This is a genomic window from Candidatus Enterococcus murrayae, from assembly GCF_017315985.1.
Lineage (GTDB): Bacteria > Bacillota > Bacilli > Lactobacillales > Enterococcaceae > Enterococcus_A > Enterococcus_A murrayae.
Genome location: NZ_JAFLVR010000005.1, coordinates 1 through 24,409 on the forward strand (window position 1 = coordinate 1; position 24,409 = coordinate 24,409).

The 24,409-nt window shown below is 36.6% G+C and carries 23 protein-coding genes and 2 pseudogenes; 5 read left to right on the plus strand and 20 right to left on the minus strand.

Going from position 1 to position 24,409, the window contains the following annotated elements; genetic code table 11:
- The first annotated feature begins 410 nt into the window (after positions 1-410).
- The 5 genes from JZO85_RS02510 (at position 411) to JZO85_RS02530 (ending at position 4,338) form a co-directional block, all read left to right on the plus strand.
- The gene (locus JZO85_RS02510) at positions 411-1,154 is read left to right on the plus strand and encodes an ATP-binding cassette domain-containing protein (protein ID WP_347401778.1); all 744 of its coding nucleotides are present in this window, start codon (positions 411-413) and stop codon (positions 1,152-1,154) included.
- Positions 1,151-1,813: an ABC transporter permease gene (locus JZO85_RS02515; RefSeq protein WP_207106931.1), complete on the plus strand. Its 663-nt coding sequence runs from the start codon at positions 1,151-1,153 to the stop codon at positions 1,811-1,813. Before JZO85_RS02510 ends, JZO85_RS02515 begins: the two co-directional genes overlap by 4 nt.
- Positions 1,814-1,832: 19 nt before the next feature.
- Complete coding sequence (locus tag JZO85_RS02520; protein WP_207106932.1) at positions 1,833-2,063, plus strand: hypothetical protein; 231 nt, start codon at positions 1,833-1,835, stop codon at positions 2,061-2,063.
- 123 nt (positions 2,064-2,186) lie between these two features.
- The gene (locus JZO85_RS02525; protein ID WP_207106933.1) at positions 2,187-3,845 is read left to right on the plus strand and encodes a hypothetical protein; all 1,659 of its coding nucleotides are present in this window, start codon (positions 2,187-2,189) and stop codon (positions 3,843-3,845) included.
- Complete coding sequence (locus JZO85_RS02530) at positions 3,838-4,338, plus strand: DnaD domain protein (RefSeq protein WP_207106934.1); 501 nt, start codon at positions 3,838-3,840, stop codon at positions 4,336-4,338. Before JZO85_RS02525 ends, JZO85_RS02530 begins: the two co-directional genes overlap by 8 nt.
- 204 nt (positions 4,339-4,542) lie before the next feature.
- Here JZO85_RS02530 and JZO85_RS02535 read toward each other — a convergent pair.
- The 20 genes and pseudogenes from JZO85_RS02535 to JZO85_RS02630 all read right to left on the minus strand — a co-directional run bounded on the left by JZO85_RS02535 (position 4,543) and on the right by JZO85_RS02630 (position 24,380).
- A pseudogene (locus JZO85_RS02535) lies at positions 4,543-5,790 on the minus strand (IS256 family transposase).
- Between the two features lie 206 nt (positions 5,791-5,996).
- Complete coding sequence (locus JZO85_RS02540) at positions 5,997-6,620, minus strand: hypothetical protein (protein WP_207106936.1); 624 nt, start codon at positions 6,618-6,620, stop codon at positions 5,997-5,999.
- 151 nt (positions 6,621-6,771) lie between these two features.
- Positions 6,772-7,959 (minus strand): phage tail tip lysozyme, encoded by a 1,188-nt coding sequence (locus JZO85_RS02545; RefSeq protein WP_242550171.1) that lies wholly within the window; start codon positions 7,957-7,959, stop codon positions 6,772-6,774.
- A gap of 48 nt (positions 7,960-8,007) precedes the next feature.
- Positions 8,008-10,071: a CD3337/EF1877 family mobilome membrane protein gene (locus tag JZO85_RS02550; protein ID WP_207106937.1), complete on the minus strand. Its 2,064-nt coding sequence runs from the start codon at positions 10,069-10,071 to the stop codon at positions 8,008-8,010.
- A 68-nt stretch (positions 10,072-10,139) separates the two neighbouring features.
- Entirely contained in the window at positions 10,140-10,583 is a 444-nt protein-coding gene (locus JZO85_RS02555) for a hypothetical protein (protein WP_207106938.1), read from the minus strand.
- Between the two features lie 73 nt (positions 10,584-10,656).
- Positions 10,657-11,649: pseudogene (locus JZO85_RS02560) on the minus strand (ATP-binding protein); the annotation flags it as partial.
- Positions 11,650-11,802: 153 nt separating this feature from the next.
- Positions 11,803-13,632 carry a group II intron reverse transcriptase/maturase gene (gene ltrA / locus JZO85_RS02565; RefSeq protein WP_207106939.1) on the minus strand — a complete coding sequence of 610 codons (1,830 nt, stop codon included), beginning with the start codon at positions 13,630-13,632 and terminating at the stop codon, positions 11,803-11,805.
- 719 nt (positions 13,633-14,351) lie between these two features.
- Positions 14,352-15,920 carry an ATP-binding protein gene (locus JZO85_RS02570; protein WP_242550172.1) on the minus strand — a complete coding sequence of 523 codons (1,569 nt, stop codon included), beginning with the start codon at positions 15,918-15,920 and terminating at the stop codon, positions 14,352-14,354.
- Between the two features lie 21 nt (positions 15,921-15,941).
- A complete protein-coding gene (locus JZO85_RS02575) occupies positions 15,942-16,112 on the minus strand; it encodes a hypothetical protein (RefSeq protein ID WP_207106940.1) in 171 nt (56 codons plus the stop codon).
- Between the two features lie 4 nt (positions 16,113-16,116).
- Positions 16,117-17,001 (minus strand): nucleotidyl transferase AbiEii/AbiGii toxin family protein, encoded by an 885-nt coding sequence (locus JZO85_RS02580; protein WP_207106941.1) that lies wholly within the window; start codon positions 16,999-17,001, stop codon positions 16,117-16,119.
- The gene (locus JZO85_RS02585) at positions 17,002-17,868 is read right to left on the minus strand and encodes a type IV toxin-antitoxin system AbiEi family antitoxin domain-containing protein (protein WP_207106942.1); all 867 of its coding nucleotides are present in this window, start codon (positions 17,866-17,868) and stop codon (positions 17,002-17,004) included.
- 296 nt (positions 17,869-18,164) lie between these two features.
- Positions 18,165-18,554: a TcpE family conjugal transfer membrane protein gene (locus tag JZO85_RS02590; protein WP_207106943.1), complete on the minus strand. Its 390-nt coding sequence runs from the start codon at positions 18,552-18,554 to the stop codon at positions 18,165-18,167.
- A 2-nt stretch (positions 18,555-18,556) separates the two neighbouring features.
- Complete coding sequence (locus JZO85_RS02595; RefSeq protein WP_207106944.1) at positions 18,557-18,775, minus strand: TcpD family membrane protein; 219 nt, start codon at positions 18,773-18,775, stop codon at positions 18,557-18,559.
- Positions 18,776-18,793: 18 nt separating this feature from the next.
- Positions 18,794-19,750, minus strand: coding sequence for a conjugal transfer protein (locus tag JZO85_RS02600; protein WP_207106945.1), 957 nt, complete (start codon positions 19,748-19,750; stop codon positions 18,794-18,796).
- Between the two features lie 35 nt (positions 19,751-19,785).
- Positions 19,786-20,514, minus strand: a complete 729-nt coding sequence (locus JZO85_RS02605; RefSeq protein WP_207106946.1) for an LPXTG cell wall anchor domain-containing protein — start codon at positions 20,512-20,514, stop codon at positions 19,786-19,788.
- 17 nt (positions 20,515-20,531) lie between these two features.
- Entirely contained in the window at positions 20,532-20,909 is a 378-nt protein-coding gene (locus JZO85_RS02610; RefSeq protein WP_207106947.1) for a hypothetical protein, read from the minus strand.
- Position 20,910: 1 nt separating this feature from the next.
- On the minus strand, positions 20,911-21,270 hold the full coding sequence (locus JZO85_RS02615) for a hypothetical protein (RefSeq protein WP_207106948.1): 360 nt from the start codon (positions 21,268-21,270) through the stop codon (positions 20,911-20,913).
- 4 nt (positions 21,271-21,274) lie between these two features.
- The gene (locus JZO85_RS02620) at positions 21,275-21,826 is read right to left on the minus strand and encodes a hypothetical protein (RefSeq protein WP_207106949.1); all 552 of its coding nucleotides are present in this window, start codon (positions 21,824-21,826) and stop codon (positions 21,275-21,277) included.
- Between the two features lie 65 nt (positions 21,827-21,891).
- Positions 21,892-23,271 (minus strand): glucosaminidase domain-containing protein, encoded by a 1,380-nt coding sequence (locus JZO85_RS02625; RefSeq protein ID WP_207106950.1) that lies wholly within the window; start codon positions 23,269-23,271, stop codon positions 21,892-21,894.
- Positions 23,272-23,417: 146 nt separating this feature from the next.
- Entirely contained in the window at positions 23,418-24,380 is a 963-nt protein-coding gene (locus tag JZO85_RS02630) for a sortase domain-containing protein (protein ID WP_207106951.1), read from the minus strand.
- Between the last annotated feature and the right edge of the window lie 29 nt (positions 24,381-24,409).

Genomic DNA, 24,409 nt, shown 5'->3' on the forward strand with positions numbered 1-24,409 from the left:
GAAAGCTCTAGATTAATGACTATCACTAAACTACTTAATAATTCTGCATTAGATTTTGTCTGAAAATTTAATTAATAAAAATACCTAACTATTGTGAAAAAATCGAAACTATTAATAATAGTTACATTTTCAATAAATTATTAACCTTAAATAGCTCATAAAACCAAACACACCTTTCTTTTTTTTCCAACATTTTTTATTTGTTTCTCAATATGCAACAACTATAATCATTTTATCTTTAATGTTCTATACGTAAATTAGGCAATTTTCTAGTTGCTTGATTTACGTATAGAATGGTAATTCCATATAACATATGATTAGGACAAGGATTTATTGGTAGTCGAATTTAATAAAAAAACCTATCCTCAATCAATTAAATCCATAAATAAAAACGAAAGGATGACTTTATAGTGAATAATCAATCACAAATTTTAGAAATTACTGATTTAAGCAAAACCGTTGGTAAGAACCAAGTACTCAGCGATGTTTCTTTATCCATTCGTAAAGGAGAAATCTATGCTCTTTTAGGAAAAAATGGTGCTGGTAAAACGACATTGATGAAAACAATTTTTAATATCTTAAAAAAGGATTCAGGACAAATCAAAATTTTTGGACAGGAGACCTCTAACAATAATGACAATTCTGTCTTTAAAAATATTGGATCAATAATTGAGACTCCAATTTTCTACTATAATCTTTCAGCTGTAGATAATTTAGAAATCTACTGTGATTACATCGGAAAAGAGTTTAAATCAAATATTCCTGATGTATTAAAAATGGTGGGACTAAATACAAGTGATATTTCAACTAAGAAAGTTAGAGACTTTTCCTTAGGCATGAAGCAAAGATTAGGATTAGCTAGAGCTTTCTTATCAAAACCAAAATTGTTAATCTTAGATGAACCTATTAATGGTCTTGACCCTATCGGAATAAAGGAAATTCGAGAATTAATTCTTGATATAAATCAGAAATATGGTACAAGTATTTTAATTTCTAGTCATATCATTAGTGAAATAGATAAGATTGCTTCAGTCGTTGGGATCATTGATGAAGGACGTATGGTCGAAGAAACTACAATTGAGATAATGAGAGATAAAACAGGTGGTAATATTGAAAATTACTTTTATCAATCAATTCTTGGAGGGGCCTTATGATTAATCTAATAAGTATAGAATGGAAAAAAAATAATTTTAGAAAACAGGTCATATACGTTCTTCTATCGATTTTATCAATAGGCTTCCTAACCTTTCTCTTCTCTTCTGATACGATCACTGATGATAGTGCTCCTGTTTTTATTGATCTACTCGTTAAGGCCTTCTTCATTATTTGGGAGGGCGTTTGGATTTCAAAAGTCATTATCGAAGAATACAAATCCAAAAGTGTTTTGGTTCTTTTTACTACCCCTGTTAGGATTACAAAAGTTTTAACCGCTAAAATAATTTTGATTTTTTTGTTTTCCGCATCATCAATGGTTTTTGCTCAGTTATTTTTAAATGGAGTTTTCTGGGGTTTAAGTATTAATCTGCCCATGATCAGATATGACATTGGTACAACAGATATTTTGGTTTATGTTTTCTCATCAATTATGGTCGCACTTTTTGGACTACTACCTTTAGCAGTAGGGATGATCAATTATTCAACAGTTGCAACTTTGGTTACCTCGATTATTCTATTACTTGTTTCGAGTAATTCTGGCATGGGATTTGATGCACTTGTTAGTCAGCTGTCATTTACAATACCTTTTGGGATTGTTGGTTTCTTTTCCGCTGTTATCACTTTATTTATGCAATCCAGAAGAGATGTAATCGTATAGACAAAATTAGGAGGTAGCCATGACAGATAAAGAACTTAAAGAGATGAATGATTTAGGAATTCCTTTTTTACAAGTTGATAACCCCCAAAACGTTTTTTTAATCAACCTTGCTATTGGCATTCTTCTCATATTGATTGGACTTTTTTTACTAAAAAAATCAGAACTAAAACACAAATCAATAATTGGCTGGTTATTTGTCGCTACAGGACTTACAGCATGTTTTACAAGAATAATAGAATGGATAAATTAACATTTATTCAACAGATTGATTGTCTTTTTATCAACCCTATGGAATTTAAAAAGGTATCCAGCAACATGTGGGATACCTTTTTTTAATTAGAATTTGAAAAATAAAAAAGAAAGGCTAGATAAGATGCTCAAAATAAAATTGACTACTCACTTTCCCCATTTTACTGACAACGATATTGTTCCTTTTTCAGATAAAGGGCATCCTCTACACCACTTATCAAAAGACTCTTTGGCGAATTTATTAAATGATTACTTCTATAATAATTTGAAAAACAATAAAATCATAAAAAAATATGGAATTACTTTAAATCAAGTTAATCATTTATACCAAATTTTACCAAAGGTTTATACAAAATTACGTTGTCCGTATGATAATTGTAAATATCAATTAGAGCTCCCTAGTAAAACACAGTTTCCCTTCACAAAATCTCCACTTTCTTGTAAAAATTGTGGACACTATGATCAGGATTATATTACCAATCCTCCAAAATGTAACTGTCATTATTGCGAACGAATTCGACAGAGTGAGAAAAATCAACAAGAGGATTTAAATTTGAATCCTTTAGAAAAAATTGAACTTTTTTTGAAAAATGAAAAAGAAAAGTCACCGATTTCGTTTCAATCACTGTCAATGACAGACCGGATAGATATAGCAACAATTCTCCAACAAAGTAATATACAATTTGGTGATCCTATTCCCTATTTTGGACAATATAGTACATCACCTACAACCATCCACCATAATACTTTACGTATTCTTCATGATCATGGAATTATTAAAATTCATGGAGTACCACCTGAAGATATTTTTCAAATAAAGGAAGAGAAGGTGGATTTTGATCCTAAAGCTGTCGAATTCGACTTGAATGTTTATGATGAACTTATTCAAGACAATCGTATCCTCTTTGACAAACTTAAATTTGCTAAAGAATTTCAAATTACGGATGAAGTACAGTTTAGAGATATCTGGCGAAGTTACAGCATGAATATCATTTATAAGATCGTTGACTTTCGTATTAATAAGGAAAACATTCCAGTTTCAAAAGTATCTAAACAAGCTGAAAAGCAACTATATAACTCATTATATAGTTGTTTAGAAGATTACTCTCTTGCACAAGTATATGAAATTATCTGGCCTGCATTTAGACAGACTGGATTAGATGCAATTGAGTTTCTATCAAATCCTGAACTGACATATCACGAAAAGAATAATTATAAAATTCACCTTTTTGACAAACTGGTTGAAATGATCGAGGTTAAAATAGAATTTAGAAGGATCGAGAAATATCCTATAAAAGGTTTTCGTCTGAATCCATCAATCCCTATTCCAAAGTGTGCTTCAGTTTTCTTCTTAGATATTCTTAATAATGAAAATTGGTTTTACACTAAAATACCATCTATTCGAGAGATTGAAAACACGAACAAATGGACTCAAAAGAGTTTTTATAAATCAATTCGTTACCATGAGTCCTTTCTTTCTCAATATGAAATAGAAGAACTAGCTAAGATAATTGAAAGTGCTTCAATTATTCCTTTTGGCTTGATTGCTCAAATCGATCATGAAATAAAACTATTTGCCACCGAAAGAGATTTGTTTTATTTGATGGAGAATCTCGAGATGGAACAAAAATTAGATTTTGACTATTATCATCCTGACTGGAATACCGTTTCAGATCATACGTCATGGAAGTTTGGGCAGCCCTACACTTCCACAACTATTTATACTCTCATAAAAGAACTACTTAAAACTAATAAGCTTCGAGAGGATACAAAAAATGAATGAACAAGTAAATGACTTGACCAATACTGAAAGACAGCTCATTGAACAAGCCAAGACTATATCACCTGCTAATTTCTTAGAATCTATTAAACGACAGAAAGGCAGCTTTGCAACAAAAGCAGAAATTGATCTCGTTACAAAGTATCTTGATAAGGGAATTTCTAAAGAAGTTATCAACATGGCCCTCAGTTATATATTGGTGATCCAAAACAATTCTATAGTACAAAAAAAATACATCGAGGTCCTATTGAATAATTGGATACAAAGTGGACTAACATCCGCTGAAATGGTAATGAGCCACGTCAAGGTTCAGCAGAAAGAAATAAAAAAGACAAAAAAAGGAAAAAGACATGAGTTTAATACGGAAAAGATCGAATTTAATTCTAAAGAGGATATGGAGGTTGCTCTCAAACGACAACTTGAGATTCTGAAAGAAAGAGGATTTATTGAAAGTTATTCTTTCGAAAAGGACTATACAATTAAATTGAAATACTAACAGATAGCAGAGTGTAATATAGACCGGTAAATAAACCTAATAACTAAACGGTTGCTTCATGATCTGCATTACACTCTCTTACCGGGTTTGTCAACTAAACTGTGGAAGTTAATTAATTAAGTTTTCTAGTAAATAGCCTCTCACAGTATTTTTAAGCGACTAGTAGAAAACTGATTGAACGTGTATAGTTAAATAAACCTGCCCTTACGGAAGGTAAAGGGCATACTTTTCAATTCGAGAAGAGAAGGTTTCGTTGACCATTAACTGATTGAGTACCATAGCCCAGTTTTGGATACGACCGCCAGCCCACTTCGTGTGTAACTCTTTCGTACGTAAATAAAGCAACTTAAGGAGCGCATTCTCATTGGAGAACGCTCATTTTTTGGTGACTTTTCTAAAGCTGGAATGGACACTCTCCACGGCGTTCGTCGTGTACATGATTTTTCGAATGGCACTGCCATAATCAAACAATTGTTCAACATGGGCAAAGTTTCGTTTCCATACATCTACTGCACCAGAATATTGGGACCACCGATTTCGGAAACTATCAAAAGCGGCGTGTGCGGCATTAAGAGAAGACGCCCCATAAAATTTTTTCATATCCTTACAGACTTCCTTGTAATCTTTACTTGGAATGTATCGCAGCGCATTTCGAACAAGGTGAACAATACAACGTTGAACAATGACGGACGGGAAGATCGCTTTCGCGCCTTCTTCGAGACCAGAAACACCATCCATCGAAATGAAAAAGACATCTTCTACGCCACGAGATTTCAATTCATCAAATACTTGCATCCAGCGATTTTTAGATTCTGTTTGATGGAGCCATAAGCCTAAGATCTCTTTGTTTCCTTTAAGGTCATAGCCAAGAATCGTATACACCGCATATTCCTTGGCTTCATAGTTTTCACGTAAGGTGACATACATACAGTCAACGAATAAGAAGGCATAGCATTTAGCTAATGGACGAGCTTGCCATTCTTCTAATTCAGGAAGTACGGCGTCTGTGATATCTGAAATCATTTCATGAGAGATATCAAAGCCATAGATATCTTCAATCGTTGCAGCAATATCTCGCTGGCTCATTCCACGAGCATACATCGAAAGAACTTTGCCTTCGATGTCGGAGACATCTCGCTTTCTCTTAGGAATCAATTCAGGAACAAAAGAGGCATCACGATCTCTAGGGACATGAATATCTACTTCGCCAAAACTTGTTTTAAGTGTTTTATTTCCGTAACCATTTCGGCGATTTTCATGTTCTTTAGGTTCTTTCGAATGAGGATCATATCCTAAATGGTTGTTTAATTCTCCCTGCAGCATTTTCTCAAATAAGGGTCCAAATACATCTTTTAAGGCATCTTGCATGTCTTCTACAGATTCAGGTTGATAAGCGTTTAAAATGGTTTCAGCTAGCTTTTCAGCATCAGGATTTCTTTTCTTTCTAGCCATAATAAAATCACCTCTTAGCTTCATTTTAGAAAAAGAAAAACTGTGAAGCAACCACCTACCTAGGATTAGCGGTTACTTACACAGTTAATATTACACTCTCCTCTTACCGTATTAACTAATTCTCTAGTACATTCAATAAAAAATGATGAACCCTATTTTGACTTTAGCTTTTTTAAAAACATTATCTAAAAAAGTACTTATTCCTCTTATCCAAAGTAGCCACTACCTAAATTTTCTATTTCAGTAACTTTCTTAGTATGACTATCGTACGTTACTTTAAATATATTCATTCCCTCCATCCAATCTTGATCAACTTGCTTGCTTTTATAGTAAACAACTACTAATCCACTTAACTTAGAATTTTGAATTCCTTTAGGGTAAACCTCTATTGACTCCAACTTTGAATTGGTATGATTGGATTCTTGATAAGTATTTCTACCTTGCCCAAAGTATTCCTTGATCAACTCATCAGATAGATAGCCCGAGACTGTCTTCTTTCTATCACTATAGTTATTAGGTGAAAAATTCAAATTGGCTTCAAACAGTTTTGAGACGAATGTAATGAACTCATCGTTTAAATCAACACCTGTATTAGCGATTTCTTTTTGAATTCTTTTCAGAGATTCAGCAGAGGATTCTGCTGCTTTTTCTAATCGGTCATTTTCGGATATAAGCTCATTTTGCTTCACTTTTAGATTCTTGTTATCATCAACTAAACTCTCTACTGAACTTCTTAGATAGAGTATTTTTTGTTGCTGCTTCACATTCCAGAAACCAATTCCAAGAATAATAATTAATAGCGTTAACTCGACTATTCGATTTTTTTTCATATATTACTCCATTTCATACAGATTTTTTCTTTAATAACTTTAGAGTCCGTCACTAGTGATAGCTTTTTGAAGCATCGTTGGTTCATTAGTCATACACGATGACTTCATTTAACGATGATTTTGTTTGATTACAGTATGTAAGCTTTTTATCTCATATATCTTTTGGTGTTTCTACGACTCGCGCAAAACAAATATCACCAGCCAGTAAATATCCAAATGAAGTATCTATCTGTCCCTCATGTACCGAATCTGCACCATAGCCACCCATTTCAATTATCTTTGTACTCGTGCCGTGATAATCTTCTGCTAACACAGCGGTATGGCCGTCATTTCCGAGTCCAGCTCCTAAATTCACCACAATAATATCGCCCGCTTTCGCTTCACTTTCTGGAATTTCTTGAAGGTATTGTTTTGATCCTCGTGCATCAGAAGTCATGGAAGGTGTCGCCCACGGTACTTCAGGAGTTTTGTATCCAGCTTTCGTCAATACAAACCAAACAAAACTAGAACAATCCGCAAAACCATTTTTATCAGGACTACCAACCGTTCCAAGTTGCGTTCGTCTTTCTTGGGAATAACTAAAATAGCCCAACAAATCTCTTGCGTTTTCAAGAATGTCACCACCATTACCTGAACTGGCTGACGCACATTCTGCCGATAAACTTTCTAACTGACCTTTTGCTGCATTTTCCATAGCCGCCCCAGAAATGGGGTCGCTGCTGCCAAACTTCGCAAACCATTTGTCTGCCCTAGCATTCCGTTCTTCTGAATGCCATTGAGAAGAATCTTGGCTGAGTCCTTCAAACCAGAGTAACCATTGATGTTGGGCTTCATGAACATCAGTTAATTGTAATGCGGCTTTCGCTTTGGCATAGTAAGGATTCTCTAGTTCCTTTTTTAAAAATTCCAACTGGACACTTAGGTTCGACATTTCTTTCCCATTTTCTGCCGCAAACGATCGTAAATCTTCTTTCCGAGAACCTAACCATTGCGCTAAACCAAATGCGCCACTTGATGGATTTTCAATGGCGGGATTAAATCCGCCACTTTCAAAATCCATACATCCCATTGGCCCTGCTGCACCTTGACTCGTTGCATCTAGTTCCGTTATAAAAAAATCGTAAATGGCTTTTGCATTTTCTTCTGATCCAGCATTATCAATATTAATAGATACCGCACTAGGTCTATCTTCACAAAGATTTTCATCATCTACGCCCATAATGTACATTCCTAAAATGAACAAAAAGGCAACGACTAAAACTGGAATCAGACACCCTAAGCAGCCACATCCGCAGCCTCGTTTTTTTCTGATTTCTTCCATCCCAGCAATCCTCTCCAAAAAGAAAAATCCCTAGAGATTGATTTTCTCTAGGGTTGAACGTGTGTATTAAATTTGTGGGCTTCTGCCTTCCGGCAAAGTAAAATCTTTCCCAAGTTTTGCTTCAATCGTTTTACCTGATACACTATGATTCGAGTGGTCACTTGAACCTGGATCGATAGTAATCTGCTCTTTTGAGCTTCCCGTCATTTTTATTGTTCGATCATTTTGTGTGTGACCACTTATTTGTTGCATCGATTGTAACGAGTTTTGATTGGTAATCATTGATCGTGATTGCTTCAATTGAGTAATTTGTTGCGTCAAAGAATCATTCGCAATTAATTTTGGTGTTTTCTGAGTTAATGGTACTAACTGACCAACATAATTTTTTGGCCGTTGTGCCAAGCTCATTTTTCGGTTGGTTTTTTCAGCAACTTTACCATTTTGAATCAATTGATCAATTGGTAAAACAGAAACCGATAATGCAATGGAACCACCAATTGGAGTTGGTACTTGTACGCTGGGGGGCTCTATCGTCTTTCGTGGACGTGGCATTTTTTCAAGCGGACTTCCAATGATTGGTCGATTTTCTAAAAGCAATTTCTCCCCTTCAAATGGCAATTGTTTTCTTCTGCCATAAGCAATTTCCGAAGGTTTTGCATTCGATTGTTTTACTGGTGTGGCTTGTTGCTGTTTTGTTCGTTGGAATAACTGACTTGCCGCTAGTATGCCTGGATGGATCTTCCCAGCAACATTCGCCCCTTTTAAAACTGCTCGTTCCGTTAAATCTTTTCCTCTATGAATGGTTCGGCTAACTTCTCTTGTCGTATTTTGTGCTTTATATTTCGTCTTAGCTAATGTACGATCCGCTTGTCCTAATCCCAGCTTTGCTATAATATCTTTCCGTTTTAGGAATACAATCAATGAAATGATCCCTCGAACAAACATATTACCGATAAACCCAGCAATGGTATTCATCAGAATCAAATCATCAATAATATTGAAGACAAGGAACGCCACTAGAATCAACACACTATAAATTGATTTTTGAAAAACAAATCCCACAAACATTTTTAACCCACGAAAAATCATATAGTCCATGCCGGGAAAAAAGGAAACGATCAACATGAAAGCGATCGCCAGCAGCATTAGCAATACACCTAACTGGAATAAGAAACGAATCATTCCGATCATCAAGACAGGAATCCCGACAGATACATTTAAACTTGGACTCATTAATCCAACGATCATCTTATAAATACTCTTTGTTGGTTGAATGAACGCACGATAAGATTCTTTTTTTTCATCCTCTTCTTTTGCCGCTTCTCTCACAACATCAGAAATATTTTCTAAGTTCTCACTTTTGATGCTTTCAGACAAAAATTCTGTGGGTTTAATACCGGCCTTTGATAACTCTTCAATATCAGTCGTTCCATAATTTAATAATAGATACGGATCGACAATTGCCTTCTGATAATACATTTCACGAATTTGTGTGATGGCATCCTCACTGGTGGTCGCAATACTCAAATCATCGATCCCGTTTGTCGCTTCAAAAATCAACCCTTCAACAGCGGTTGACCAGGTATTTAAATCCTTCGTCATTTTTTCTCCCTGGCTGGTTACTGTGCCATTTCCAAACCAAAGGATCGAAAAACCAACAACGCATAGAAATTGAACCAGTGCTCTCTTTGCTTGATTCCCACTTTTACAGACCTTCAAATAGAAGATATAAATGACGTACCCTCCAGTCAATCCTAGACCGACCATATTAAATAGCTTATCGTAAATATTTTTAGAGAATTGAAAAAAAGTATGGATAAGGCCATCCATTGCCGCACCTTTATAAAGTTTCTCGATGATAAAATCAAACACCTGCCAAATAATTTTGTTCGTACTAAACGACATGTTGGTAATCATCTGGATAAAGTCAGTGCCATTTTTCCCGAAGAGCATCTTTCCAAGCGAAAATTCCGTATCACCTATATATGAGGAAAAGGTATCTAGGTGGTATTTGCCCACAGTATAGATCGCTTCTTTATCCGACTTTGCATAGGCTGATACAGATATAAGCAGGATCAAAAGGGTGGGAAGTAAGATAAACAATCGCCTTCGTTTGTTCGTTCTGACCAATTTTAAATACCTCCCTTTTTTTATTTTTAGACATCAAAAAAGAGCCTGCTTCCAGACTCTTTTATAAACTATTCTTTTGCTTCAAAAACTTTCGTCACATTTTCTTGTTCAATTGCATGGTTAAATTCCGTTTCAGAAATGGATTCATATACTGTTCCCTTTGAAGTTGCCGCAGATTCACGAACATGATCTTTTATTTTCTTTTTCAAGCTAGGATCAGAATACTCCGTTTCGTTATACTTGATATAGTAAACATTGTTCTCATCATTTTTTGCTTTCATCAAGTAAACTTGCGATACATCTTTTTCAGATAAATCAGTCGGAAAATAACCTGAATCAAAATCATAGTCTTTTCGTTCCTCATTATCTATCTTGTTGTATTTACTCTTAAAATCCATGACTGTTTTCACAGCAACTTTTGTTTGATCATCCATTTTACTCACGGAGTTACCGCAGCTTACCATAAGAAGACAAGAAAAAAATAGTAACGCAGACATCCCATATTTTTTCATTTTACCCCAACCTTTTTAATCGTTGCATAAAAGTATAGCAATGAATGATTTCATTTGTCTACAAGGAATTGATCTATGCGACCTGTTCTTCTGCTTCACTATTACTCGTTTTCTCTGTCGTTTTCAATGCTTCTGTAAATTCTTCGAACAGGCTGTGAACATTTAATTTTCCAACACGCCCATAAATATCACGCATCCAACATTGACCCTTGATCATCCGTTTCATTTCTTTTCGGTTCTCCTCATTACATTCAAGACCCAAGTGAGTGAGTATTTTGTCTCGTTCGCTGTCTTCATCAAAAGCAAAGACGATCCCGTAGTTTCCTTTTTCATCCTCTGTTCCTAGATCATCAATAAACTGAGTATCCAACACTAGCTGGTTCATTTGAGAGCGTCCCACACGAGCCATCGATGAAATAATTGCTCGACCGGAATTTGATTTGTTAAAGACCCAAGCTTCTGTGAAGTAGACGGCTGTCTTTTGTTCTATGTCACGTTTCCCAAACATCTCACAAAAGCGTCCCAAACTGATCATTAAGCATAGCGCTTTTCTATCGGCATCTGAGTATAACTCAGGAGATATATCATCTTTGGGTAAAGACAAATCTTGGATTTCCAGTACGGTTGTTTTCTCTTTGAAATCAAGTCCACTGTTTTCACCATAACTAAAACCTAAACGTAAGATCGAATCAGTAATGGTTAAACGCAGGAAGCGACCATATTCATGAATTTTTTCATCCATATGTTCTTCTAACCAATCAACGACATGCATTAATCCCACCTGTTCGCCCTTTTCTCGCAAAGCCAATACTTCTTGAATTCCTTCTAGTACCGCCCCTTTTAACTTGTGATCCTTTCCTAACGGACTAAGTTCATTGATCATATCCTGAGCCACTTGTTTAGCATCAATTCGATCCAGATACACAAATGGGTCTAACACACCATAATTTCCTTCTTTGTTTACATCCAACGTCACGTAGTTAATGCTATTCAAGTGCTGCACAAACAATGGATAATTTTGTTGGTAATAGGGATTATTGATGAGCTTTTGGAACCATTTTTTCTTTTATAACGATAGGTAAGTATTTGATGATTGATTTTCTTAGCTATTAAAAATCAATATCATCTCCTACTTTTCCCCCGTTTCACACCGTACATGAGTTTTTCAACTCATACGGCGTTCCATCGTATTCAAATGGATGAGTTTATAAGTTAAATATTAAGGTTTTAAGGGTAAATTGTTTACTTGTTCTCTCAGTATATTGAGTCTCTCAAAATCTTCTGGTGTAAGTTTTATAGTTGCTAATAATTTTTCAATCGTCAGTTCACTTGTTGCGTGAATCAATCGATGAACAAATTCATCCACAACTACTAGATTTTCATAGCTATCATTGCCAGACAAGCTTATTGGTAAGGTATGGTGACAGTGGACTCTATCAATATCAATAATCCGCTTTGTAACATAACATTTTCCATATTGAGCAATATATCTAGAAATTCTATTGTCATTGTACTCAATGCTTCTGGATGAAGAATAAGTATTCCTGACCTGTTTCAAAATATCTTTAGGAATTGCTTTTAAATCCCTATGATATTTTTTTCTGCTCGATGCAACATAGTCATTGATATTTTGCGAAAAATTTCTAGGATATATATGATGCTGGCCCGTTAGGGGTAACATTGGAATCCCTTTAACTTGATAAATCTTGGTATCCTTACGGATTCCCATTGATAGCTTTTGAAAATTTTTAGGTATATTTCGAAATTCTATAATAGAGGAACAGTTTTTCAATCTTACTCTTAATGACTTCCACAGCGTGTAACTAACAATCGTTAGATTATTGTAAATATTTGTAGCTATTTTGTAGTAGTTTTGGATACCCAATACAGTTAAATTGTAATTTACAACTCTAATTTTGCTTGGATTACGCTGTATTTCTTTCACTTTTTCCTTGAGAATTCTTTTAGCTTTTGCAATAGCTTTATCGCTCATGTCTGTTTTAGCGACAAACTTATGCCTAGAAGACTGTTTTTTAATGACTTTTATTTTGAATCCTAAAAACTCAGATGAATTTTTCTTAAGATTTACTACTCTGGACTTCTCTTCATTGATAGTGAGACCTAAACGGTCCTTCAAGAATTTAACTGTTGCGTGATAAAATCTTTGTGCCTCAGGATAACTTCTACACATGATTTTGAAGTCATCGGCATATCTAACGATATAGCCGCCTTTCAGATTTGTATAATCTCTTGCATATACTCTGAAAGAACCTATGTCTTTAAAATTGTGGGCCTGATAGGTTTCCCATTGGCTGCTCACCCACCAATCTAATTCATTCAACACTACATTAGAAAGTAACGGACTGATGACACCGCCCTGGGCAGTTCCTTTAGCAGGAACACCCTCTCCTACAATTTCAGCTTTCAGAAGTCTTCCCATTATTGAAATCAATCGCTTATCCCTTACACCTATATGCCACAGTTGTCTTAGTAGTTTTCCATGATTGACATCATTGAAAAATCCTTGAATATCAATATCTACACAGTAGTGATGTTTAGAAATATTGATCAGAGTAACCACTCTACTCACTGCATGATGCGTACTTCTATTGGGTCTGAATCCGTAGGAGTGAGGGTGGAATTTTGCCTCACAAATTGGTTCTAATACCTGTAAAAGACACTGTTGAAATAATCTATCCCAAATAGTTGGAATTCCCAACGGTCGTTTCTTATTAGATCCTTGTTTTGGAATCCAGACGCGTCGAACGGGTTCAGGGATATAAAATTCTAGCATCTCCCTTACTTTTGCGATTAATTCATTATCTGTGAGTGACTGTAATTCCTTAATCGTTTGTTCATCTATACCAGCAGTTTTACTGCCTTTATTTGTTTTTAGTCTTCTGTATGCCAGTCGAATATTGTCTTCTGAACCAATTATCTCAATTAACTTATAAAAGTTATTACCGTTTTTACTATCCGCATATAACTGATCATAGATGCTTTGCATATCATAATACTCGTTATATCGGAGTTTGCTTTTCTTTAACATGGTCTGCAACCTCTCGTTGTTGAGATTGTTACATCTGTTTAGTCTTACTCGAACCCACATTAACTATTTGACGATAATTTCCATTCTTCATTACGACTAGAGCCTATCCCTCCGCAACTTATTATCGCTACTTCATAGGTACTGTGACTCCACTATCACTAACATAAATCCAAGTTATAATCATTGCTATTGTCACAATGTTTTTCCTTGAAAACACTTCTTAGAGTGTAAGCTCTCCATGTTGTTAGCTTTCCACGTTCCAAACACATTATCTGTATCATTTGTAACCTTAGGTTCCTCCTATGAGCCTGCTAGTTTGATGCGACCTGTAATCTCATATGGACTTTCATAAAGGAGAGTTTTACTCATCCACGCTAGCGACACTAATTGTGTCAGCTGACATTTCTATCTGCTCCCGATATAGACCCGTACATTCAGAGGTTCGTCAGTGTTCAAAACATTTCTCAAAAGTTTCTTATACACATTCTAACCATAGTTACTTTATAGACTTCCGGCATATAGGATACACGGTCTACCTCTAGATCGCTTTCGTCACCTTTTAGCTTTTAGTGTTACGGTATCTCTCTGCCGACTTCTCCGCGCTTATAACAATTCCACTCTTACCAGCGTTTATGCTATTCGGAGGATTAAAGATAGCCTTTCGAGGCGTTACCCTGTCATTCGACTATTCATGTGTTTAGTTGTATCGTATTTAATTATTAATTAAACGCGACCCCCGTACTTTTCACACGGGAACGTGTCGCACCCCCTTTAGGATCAATAAAAAGGCTTTGGGCTTCTAAAAAAGAACTGTAGAGGAAAATTAATCCCACAAGAAAGGTTTTCCCTTTGCCCGTTTTTCCCGTAACCGCCATGTGGGGCGCATCATAAAGCGCCCCTCTAATTCCTTCGGCAATCGCTAAAGGATTCAAAAAAACATACTTATTTGAAGCATAGATCAATTCTTCCAGCTCCGTTTTTTCACCTTTGGAACCATTCAATCCGACAACATCTTGACGGCCAATGTACCATCCCGAATCCATTCCTAATTCTGTGATCGTTCCAAAAAGTAATTCTGCAATGGCATCGACATTCGTTCGCTGCTTCCAATGCATCTGACCTCCTAATGGTTGACCCATGAGTAGTTTATAGAATAGTTTCACTTGGTCATTTTTTCCACGACAGACACGCACACTTTGGCTCAATAGTTTGATAATGGATAAACTACGCTGCCGAACTTCTTCTCTCGTATTCCCATACACAATAAAACAGCCCAACCAATCAATGATCGGCTCATTGTTGTTCATACGTTCTCGCATATGCTTTAGCAAATAGCGAATGGTCAAAACACGATCCGTGGGTTCATCCCCATGTTTTTCTTGATCAGTTTGTTCATCCTTAAACCGATTGTTTAACCAGCCTGCTCGCATTTGAAGTCCTTGCGAACCACCCAGTTCTGGATAATGAAGCTTCATCCGAAATTCTACGGGAAAGTTCAAATCCTGAGCAAACTGAAAGATATTCATATTACTCATATTCTCTGGAAAAGACCCAATCGGAAGAATAGATAAATAGCTTTCTCCAAGTTCGTCTTCGATCTTCAAAATACCTTTTCCATTTTTTACCGGACGAATGATCGCAGATTGAATGTCTTCAATATCTTGCCAATGATTTTCATCTTCAATTTTATGAGGCATTCCTCTGATATATTGCAGGCGATTCACGTAAATCATTTCTTCTTTTGATAAAGGTCGAATTGAAAATGAATACAATAATTGAGTGACTTCATTTGAAACTGAGGCGATTTGTTCGAGGGTCGTTTTACCGTCAGTTCGTTCATACCCAACGAATCCCAATACCTCATCCGCTAGTTCATTGGATATTTTCTTAATGGCCTCCTTCAAGTTTTCAGCAATATATTGGTCTTTTATCTTTACTCCCAACAAAAAAGAAGGTCGATAAATCGTACCTTCTCTTTCCAATAAATTGACTGTTTCTTTGGAATAGTATTCTCCAAGATCAGGATTATTTTGATCAAAACCTTCAGACAGTTTTATAAATCGACTGGATAAATTCATGGTTCGTGGGAACATGATCAGTTCCACGTCTTCATAAGATGCCAATAGTTGCATTAAATTTGCCATCTGTTCCTTATTTTCTTGAATCGCTTTAGGATTGTTTTGCGAAATCGTTTTTGGTGATACTTGGTAGTATGCCCAAATATCTTTATCACTTGTTAGTAATAGATTTCCTCTTAATGCCTGAATAGGACATTTTACAATTGACATACAGAAGCCTATCCTCTCTAATTATGTCTTCAACAACGACGGTAACAGTTCACGTACATATTCTAAACTATAATATTTCAATAATTCTGATACTGCATCTAGCAATTGTCGCTGCACTTGTGGCTCTACATTTTCTTGTTTAAGTATTTCAGCAATATGCGCAAGATATTCATCCTCTGTCATCTTAGTCACTCCCTTAGCTTTTCTGTCTCAAATATTCTTGTTGGAGTTGTTTGATATAACTTTCAAACAACAATAAAATATCTCCTAATTTCAAACTTTCTGCGTATGAACGTTTGGCTATATAATTGGGCCAATACGTTTTCTGGATAAGTGTATCCTGTTTTATCTGATCAATAACGAATAACCATACTTCGAACAGTTCTGCATCTAAAGGCAAACCACTACGATAAGTCCATGTATTCGAAAATGCTGAATAACAGGCTTCGATTGAAGGAAGCTCCGGATCAGATAAGAGTAGGTGGATATCGTAAAAATCCTTTATACGAGAATTATTTGTACTTAATGTGAGAATCGTTTCCGTCTTTTCTGCAAGAATCGTTTCTATTGGATAAGAATAAACCTTGATAGATTTACTTTCGTGTTTTGTATCATTGAATAACAATGGAATCTCGCGTAAATAAGGTTTAGGTGTAATCACATCACCTACTCCAATATCCAAGATAAAATTATAGATTGAGTTCGCATCAAGAAATTTTAAAATCATTTTTGCTCTGATTCCTGCGTATTTCTTTTGCTCTTGAATCGTTTCAATACTTGAAACTTCAATCGTAACATTATCATTCAAATCTACTGTGGTAATTCTTTCTAGAATAACCAAAAGTTCTTCTTTTTCATTAGAAATATTCCGAATCAATGTATCTAAATCTTGCGTAGTACGTTGTTGGATATCATAGATCGTTTCTAACAAAAATCCTCCTTTGATAATAAATTTATCTAGGTAGGGCGTCTTTTGCAGTCTAGCAAGAAATCGTTCAGTTGCAAAACGAACATAATACTCTTCAAAGCTTACATTGTCAGGCATATTCTTGATCAAATCTTTAAGTCGTTGGGAGTTCAATTAATACAACCTTCTTTCTAAATAGTAATTAACTTTATTCAGTACCCCATCGATTGAAGCACGATGTTGAAGTTTTGGCAGCATTTTTTGATTTTTCTCAATATATTGCTTATATGCCTGAACTTTAACTTCTTCTTCTACTGAAAATTGTGGCTTAACAATGTCTACCAACGTTTGCTCAAGAGGAGTAATCAAGATAGGCAGCCCATTTTCCAAAGACATTTGGGTACTTTGTTTTATCGTTGCCTTTACATTTTTCATCAGTAGGATTGGATCATTGTCTGGATAAAAAATCTTGAGTTGTTGTCTCGTTTCAGAAGTAGTTATATCTTTTACTTCTACTAGCGAATACTCTCCAAAATGAATTTGTTTCAGATTGTATGTTCTAGGCATATACATAATCGTTTCTTTTGGAATCACATCAGAATAGCCATAATAGTACAGCGCTGATTCCAACGCAATCGTGGCCTTGCTATATTTTTGTTGGAACATAAATGGAGCATCTATTGTACTGTTTGGATAAATGTATGATCCTGTTGTAATTTCCTGCAACTGATATTTTTCTACAAAAGACTGAAAGTTATATCTACTAATATCTTCCTTAAGAAAAAGCGTTCGGATAATATTTCCCTTGTACTTACTGGCTAACTTTAGAAACGCATATTCTTGAGAATCTGGATTGGGCATTTCATTTCCTAGCAAATAGGGCTCTAGAATATCCTTTTCGTATAGTGGCTCAATAAATCTCATTAGTTCGCATAAATGTTTTGAAGATAATTTCTTAATTCGTTGAGAGATAAGTCCTCGCAATTCTTCATCTGAAAATCTGTTCTTCTTATTCTCAAATTCATCAGATCTATAAGACATCAGATTCCCTCCTTTCAACTTTAACAGCAAAATGAAGCGATTTATGATTTAATGTTATCACAATACCATAAATATGGATATGTTTTTTAAAACATTAAATCTTAATAAGGGTTCTATTGCGTTAAATCTCAAAAGGAGTCTTTGAAACAAATATAACTACAATTATAACTACTCAACGAATTATAGTTTAATAGATGCATTTCTCAAATTATTTGTTTTGAGGGATAAATATCTACATATATATTCATGGTTTGCCAATGGTTCTTCTCCAGCGAACTCATTTGCTCTTCATTCTATTAATAAAAACGGATCTCTTCATCGACTTCGGATCGATTATAAATTTTCCCCTGGAAAAACACTACATCTCTCCATTGGATTGTTACAACATAAACTAACAGATCAAAAATATAGTAATGAAGCTTCTTCCCGTCTGGTTGAACCTTGTTTAACAATAAGACGCTGGCCACTGGGAATCCTATATAACATACGGCTGGTAAAAATGGCAGAATTTCAGCCCCTCGTTGAATGAGTTCACGAAAAATGCCCCACATTAATCCCAACACAAAAAGGAAGCTGCCAATATTCACCACTGCTATTGGCGCAGGCAAGCGACCTAAATTTCCTAAATCTTGTATGCGGTACGGTTCTTTAAACGCTGCTGAGTAATTGTACGGTTCCCATTTCATGATTAGCCACCAAACAACTTCTCAATAATCGTACCCATGCCATCAAATACTTTTTCTGGATCATTCAAGAAGAAATAAGCGATCGCTCCACCTACAAATGCAGAAATAATCTGAACGACTTTCGACTTCGCAAAGTTTTTAGATGCTAAAAAGACAACCAACATGATTATCACATATTTCCCTTGTTCCAATATAAAATCAGACAGTTGTTTTAATCCCATTTTGTGATTCCCTCATTTCTACCATGTATGGTTTAATTTTTGGACGTAATATTTGCCCGATTTTTTTACCACTTCAAAAGACATGTTTTCTTGCCAAATCAATTCTGTTCCTTTATCTTTGAACTTGACCGCAGCTTTCACTATAAAATAGTCTTTTTCCTTAAATACTTGGCCTGTTACTTCATCAACGCTGGCTGAACCTTGCAGCCCTTCTGGATCATCCATCATATAGCGCATATCTGCTGAAGAGCTTTTCGCATACTTCTCCAAAAATTCCTCTATATAGATCATTACTTCTCTTCGAATGTGTCCGTCAACGGATTCAAAATCATCCGAATCAAAATCTAAGATTTTCGCCTTCTCTTTGTTTTCTTTTAACGCAGTGAAATACGGATAAGAGATCACTCGACTTCCTGCTTTAGAAGTTTGGAAAGGAATATTCAATAGCTGATTGACCGTGACTTCCTTTTCTTGAGTATCCTCTCCTTTTGTTTCGATAATATACGACACTTTGTAAGAAGCAGTCGAAACACCTGACACTCTTTTCAACGAAATAAAAGCCGCTGCCTTTAAAGTTCGCTTTCCTGAAAAGATCGAATTACTTTCCTTGATTCCTTGTGCAAAGTAATCGTTCAGTAAAGTTTCTTGACGTAATTTTTGAGTCTCACTATCATCTGAAACCGCCATGTACAATGCGACAAAGCGGTTCATAAATGATTCAATTTCAGGCGTGAGCACTACCGAATGACTAGCATCTACTTTGCTTTTCTGTTGGATAGTAATGACCTCTTTGTTTAGTGAACTCACCTTTACTCGTAAGCCTTGCGTTTGAAGAAATGCCAAAACTCCAGAAATACTTAGAAAAAAGATTCCTGCCCAGAAAAATCGCCTCATTGCTTTAGTCTGAATCTTACGAACTTTCGGTATTTTTTCACTAGTCGTTTTTTCTTTCTTTTTAATTCGCCGTTCCTTCATCCTACAAACAGCTCCTTTTGATTAATCGAGCCATCTTAACGTTTGAAAAATCGAAACTTCCAGATCAATCCAACCATTGAAATCAACCCTAAACCTAAAGCAGACAAACTTACGGTAGTCGCCTCCCCTGTGTTTGGTAAAACTTTTGTCGAACCATCCGCAGCTTCTATAGAAATGTTTCCATTAGGCAAGGCAGTGACTTCACTTTCAATGGGTGTTAATCCGGTTGCTGTTTGCTTATAGGCTACACCGTCTTTCACTGAAACAATTTGTTCACCAGTCGCTGTTACCACAGGCGCCTCTACTGTTGGATTCAATACAACGTCTGTTCCTGGTTGGCTTCCTGGATTGGATGGTGTGGGTGTCTGTGGCTGTTCTGGCTGAACAGATATTTCTGGCTTACTAGGTTTTTCCGGCTGTTCTGGTTTCTCTGGCGTTTCAGGGACTTCCGGTGTTTCGGGAATCTCTGGTGTTTCCGGTACTTCTGGCGTTTCTGGAACCTCTGGTGTCTCTGGTACTTCTGGTGTTTCAGGAACCTCCGGCGTTTCGGGTAATTCTGGATCAGTGGGAAGCTCTGGGTCTGTTGGTAATTCTCCAGGTAACTCTTCATTCAAGCTATCTGTCGTAGAGACAAGTTCAACTTGTTTTTCATTTTCGATTACTGGTACATCTACTTCACCAGCTTGTACAAACGAACTTCCAAGCTGTAGACCATATAAGGTTACGCTGGTAATTGCTAAGGTTGTGATTATTCTTTTTTTCATGTTCTATTCTCCATTCACTAAAAATTTATTTCTAAAGAGTATGTTGTTAGGCTTTCATAGCGTTCTAAAAATAACTGGTTCAATCCAAAAATGGTTTCCGACACAATTTGAACCCAATACACCTCTGGATAGAGTTGGATAAACTGTTCAATGACTTCTTTACTACACCATTTGATAAATCGTTGCCGTTGCTGCTCCCGCTCATTGATATAGCGTACTCGTTGCTTCACATAACGTTGATACAGGGCTGTATCATTTAGATACTTCGTCTTCATTTCCTTTGGTAAACCAACGAATGGCTCATTTTTTGGTTTCAACGTAGTTAAAACAGCCTCAATCAATTGGCGAAACTCTTGAAACTGATCATGCTCATACCAGATAAAAAAATCAGACACCTCAAAACAGACCTTTCTTTTCCAGTTTTAGCGGATATTTTTCAGATTCTATCTTTTCAATTTGAGAATAGCGATAATAGAAAACTCGGCCATTCTCTTCAATCCCGACAAATGGGTTACTTTCAAAAAGCTTGAGCAACAAGTCGGCTGCTTGATACTTTGTATAATTGGCAAATAGCTGATAGCAGGCAAAACGTCCATCATCAAAGGTTAGGAATAGCTCATACCGATTCCGTTTGAAACCTTGCTTCCAAACCAAACGATCCTTCTTCTGTAGCCATTCAAATTTGGCACCCAAAAACGGCCAAATAAAACTGACTATGAAAAATCCGATCACTGTGTATAGGATCAATCGAAGCATTCTCTTATCCCTCCTGCCGTTTCTTCATGTACACAGAATAAAGATCAAGAAACCCATCCGCCAATTGCTGAATCACAAAATTTTGCAGGAAACGATTATTCTGAATGCGCATCATTTCATACCCCTCAGTAAAGGAGTCTTCCTCGTCATAACGTTTGATTGCTCGGTGTCGCTCACTTTCCATGATGAAGGCAAAGTCAGTGGCTCCAAAAACCACAGGTGTGAGTAACCCCTCGGATCGTAGAAGAACAATATAGCGTTCCGCAAAGTGTTCCGAATTCATGATGTTCTTTTCTCGTTCTTGGAATAGGTACTCACGAGCAATCACGGCGTTCGTCACACTATCACTGAGGAAACGATAATCCGGCGGACGTTTCTGTTCTGCTTCAAACTTTTGATACAACAACCAAGCACAACGATATTCTGCTTGCAGGTATTCTTTTTCCTTTGGTAAGAATTCATCAATTGAACACAACTGACGAATCGAAGACTCAAACAGATACATGTAATGCTCAATAAATTCCTCTTCAACAATTGGTTCTCCAATAAATTCCATTTTTTATGCGTCACCTCCACAAAAAAGAGGCTCCATCGAGTCTCTTGGATTCAAGTGATTTACTTTTAGTTCCCAAACAAAACGCTTTGCGGATCAACCAACATTCCTTGAGAAAGGCTGCTGTCCTTACAAAGTTCAAAATGTAAATGGCTTCCTGTACTGTTTCCGGTACTGCCTACGTAACCGATTATCTGACTTTGCGAGACAGTATCCCCTGTTTTGACGATAGATTGTTGTTGGTGTGCATACAAAGCAGTTGTCCCATCTTCATGCTGGATCGCCACGTAATTGCCCCAAGAGGTATGAAATTCTGCCTTGATCACTCTACCGGATTTCACTGCATAAATTCGTTCGCCTTGAGTTGCCGCCATATCTAACCCACGATGAAACTCGCCATTCCGATTGCCAAACACACTTGAAATGGTGTAATTTTGCAAAGGAATTTTATAGCCTGAGCTGCTAATAATTGGCCCTTGAAGCTCCTTGTCATAGTCTGTTAAATCGTAGGTCTCAATAAGACCATTCAGTTTTTGATCATACTGAGTATCTGTGGCATATCGTCCTGTTAAATACTTTGTTGCTTCTTGATATGTTTTCGCATTCGATTTCCAAACACCTGAATAGTAATTGGCGTCACCAGTGATTCCTTCTTTTAGCAGCGTGGCGTAATCATTGAAGCAATCTTCATAACTTTCATACACCCGAAAACCTGCTTGTGTGGCATAAAGCGTGCCATTTCCAAGGTCTTCTTGTGTTGCTAGTGAGACGGATTTCCCATTGTGTGTTCCCTTGATCCCAAACAGATTATAGTTTGGCTCCTGGGCTAACTGGCTTTGACCCGAATCGGATTCTAGGATTGCTTGAGCGATCATCACAGACGCATACAACTCTTTTTCCTCCCCAATCTTTCGAGCCGACTCACCAATCTCACGAATAAAGTGATCCACGGATTCATCTTTTTCAAAATGAATCGATCCATCTTGTGTCACGGTACTTGAAGGAACCGTTCGTGATAGATCAACGGTCGCTTCTTGATCGACACTCGTTTCTGGTGTTGGGACTTCTTGAGAAATCTGGTTTAATTGTTCCGCCGTGGATTCTTCTTTTGGTGCTGCCGGTTTCTCTGTTTCTTTTTTTGGTTCTTCCTTTTTCGGAGTTTCTTGATCACTCGGTGTCGAAGATTCCGAAGGTTTCGTGCCACTACTAGTTGATTCTGTATTCGATTCACTGCTTGAAGAGCTGCTTTCGGTAGATTCTTTTGTCGAAGACTCTTCTGTAGACTCGGTACTGCTTTCTGTTGTTTCTGTGGTATCGATAGCTTTTTGAACTTGTTCTGTCGCTTCTTTGGTTGAGGACATATCACTTGCCAAGACTGCCATTGGTGTCGAAAGAAATGCTTGTAGCGTAATAATCAATGCCGAAGCCATTCTCGAAAATTTCTTCATCTAGTCCATCCTTTCTCATTCAATTCTGTTGTTTACCATATCGTCATATTTTCCAGCGCTCAGTATTGCCATAATGATCACACCAAAGAAAGTACCGATCATGAAGGCTACGATGATCCAAAACATACAAAACTCCCCTTTTCATTTTAAAATTCGTGCTGTTTTCGTGTGGCTATATGGGTAAAAGCTAGAAGTCCAATCAAATAACCGATCCCGATTACAACAGGCACCTCATTTAAGAACGTAAATAAATAAATGCAGGTAATTTGGAATAGTGAGTAAATCGGTTCGTTGGACGTTTCAGCCGAACGCTTTCGTATTCGAATCGATGATTCTTCACTAGTGCTGGAACGTTGTTGATTCGAGATTTTTTCATCATTGGTCCAACTCTCTTCAATGAGTCCCAAACCAAGTTTCACGGCTTTTCTGGCTTCGCTTGCCGGATATTCCCTTAAAAATTCGCCTTGCACAACCGCTCGATTGGAAGTGTTTATTCCACCTTCACAACGAATAAGCGTCACAATTTCTGTCTGATCATCCGCAGGAATTGCCATCAAGTCTCCTCGACTTTGATCAACGACATCATTTTTTATCGACACATATTCATAAACATTGGTGAAGTCAGTCAGATAAAAAATTTGTTGCAAGGTTGTTTTTGGCAGATTTTCAAGTGTTCCGCCGCCTTGAACCAAATTGTGAGCCAAGAGAACATAATTGCCTTTGCCTAATCGCTGATCTTGATAGTACGTTCCTACACCGACCATTAGATTCTGGTTATCGATTCCTGCAAGAATTTTCGAATGAATATCAGAGCTGGGAATATACAATGCACCTATGCCCCACTGGTTCACGATCTCGGCGTACCGCAACTGAGCTTTCGCATAAGCAGCGGGAGTAACTGGTTTGATTTGACGGGGACAGTAAGTCCCTTTTTTTAGTTTCTTTTTTTGTTCATTCCGATTATTTTGCTTCAATTCAATCGGATGTTTGATTTGTTCCGCATGATCATTGGCTTGTAGTAATAAGTGATAGCCGTAGTAACTCGCACAAGAAATCACAATCCCTAAAACGATCCATAGAAATGGTAGATTCTTCCATAGCTTTTTCACGATACCCTCCTTAAAATAATAGAAGCGCC